Origin of the sequence: Spongiactinospora sp. 9N601 (assembly GCF_044326295.1) — a bacterium.
In the GTDB taxonomy this organism is placed as follows: domain Bacteria; phylum Actinomycetota; class Actinomycetes; order Streptosporangiales; family Streptosporangiaceae; genus Spongiactinospora; species Spongiactinospora gelatinilytica.
Genome location: NZ_JBIRBB010000066.1, coordinates 1 through 900, shown reverse-complemented (window position 1 = coordinate 900; position 900 = coordinate 1). Strand labels below are relative to the sequence as shown.

The 900-nt window shown below is 64.3% G+C and carries 1 protein-coding gene and 1 rRNA gene; one reads left to right on the top strand and one right to left on the bottom strand.

What is annotated here, in order from left to right:
- Nucleotides 1-188: hypothetical protein (locus tag ACH34R_RS44150; RefSeq protein WP_397567627.1), on the top strand; the 188-nt coding region annotated here is incomplete at its 5' end.
- Nucleotides 189-783: 595 nt separating this feature from the next.
- Here ACH34R_RS44150 and ACH34R_RS44145 read toward each other — a convergent pair.
- Nucleotides 784-900: ribosomal RNA gene (locus ACH34R_RS44145) — 16S ribosomal RNA — on the bottom strand; the annotation flags it as partial.

Below are 900 nucleotides of genomic sequence, written 5' to 3'. Positions count from 1 at the left end.
AGATGCTCGCGTCCACTATGCAAATCTCAAACAACAACCAGACAACCCACCCCAGCCAGCACCAGACCACCAACCCCAAAAAAGAAGCTGACGCGGTATACCGGCAGGACAAGCCCCGGAAGAAGAAGAAACCCCGACCAGAAACCAAGGAAGATCCAGAGACCACGTCCCCGAACTCGCTTCCTTGACTCTCCGGCCCCGGCACCCAAACCCTCGTGAACAACAACAGGTGCGCAGCGATCAGTGACGGAAACCTTTGGGCTTAGATAGGCATGTGTGCCTACCTCGCCGAACGATCCCTGGCCTCATCCCTTGGGGCTGGTGATGATCCTGGACGCCGCCTCACCCGGCCCGCCATCCCCCACCCTCATAGAGGGCAAAGGACGAACGATCCAAGCGGTGCGCGATCCCGGCACCAACCCCGAAGACGAAACCCGCCACCACCACACCCCCACCAACCAGGCGGGGGTCGCACCCGCCACCACGCGGCGGGATACCAGACGGTCCGTTTCCTCAGGACCCAACAGTGTGCCCGGCCCGGCCCCACCCCCGCGACGGCCTTCCCACTCCCCCACCCCCTTGACGGGGGTGCGGGCGGTACCGACCGGCCAGGCGGATGACGCCGAACCGAATAACCAGTGCTCCACTAATGAGCCGCCGGGCGAGACACGGTCGGTCTCGATCCTGACACTGGACCGAACCCCCCTCGGGGGTGGGATGCGCCGGCGCGTGAGCGCCGTAGCATCCGTTCCCTGAAACGGGGCCGGTCGTGATGCTCCTTAGAAAGGAGGTGATCCAGCCGCACCTTCCGGTACGGCTACCTTGTTACGACTTCGTCCCAATCGCCAGCCCCACCTTCGACCGCTCCCCCCACACAAGGTGGTTGGGCCACGGGCTTCG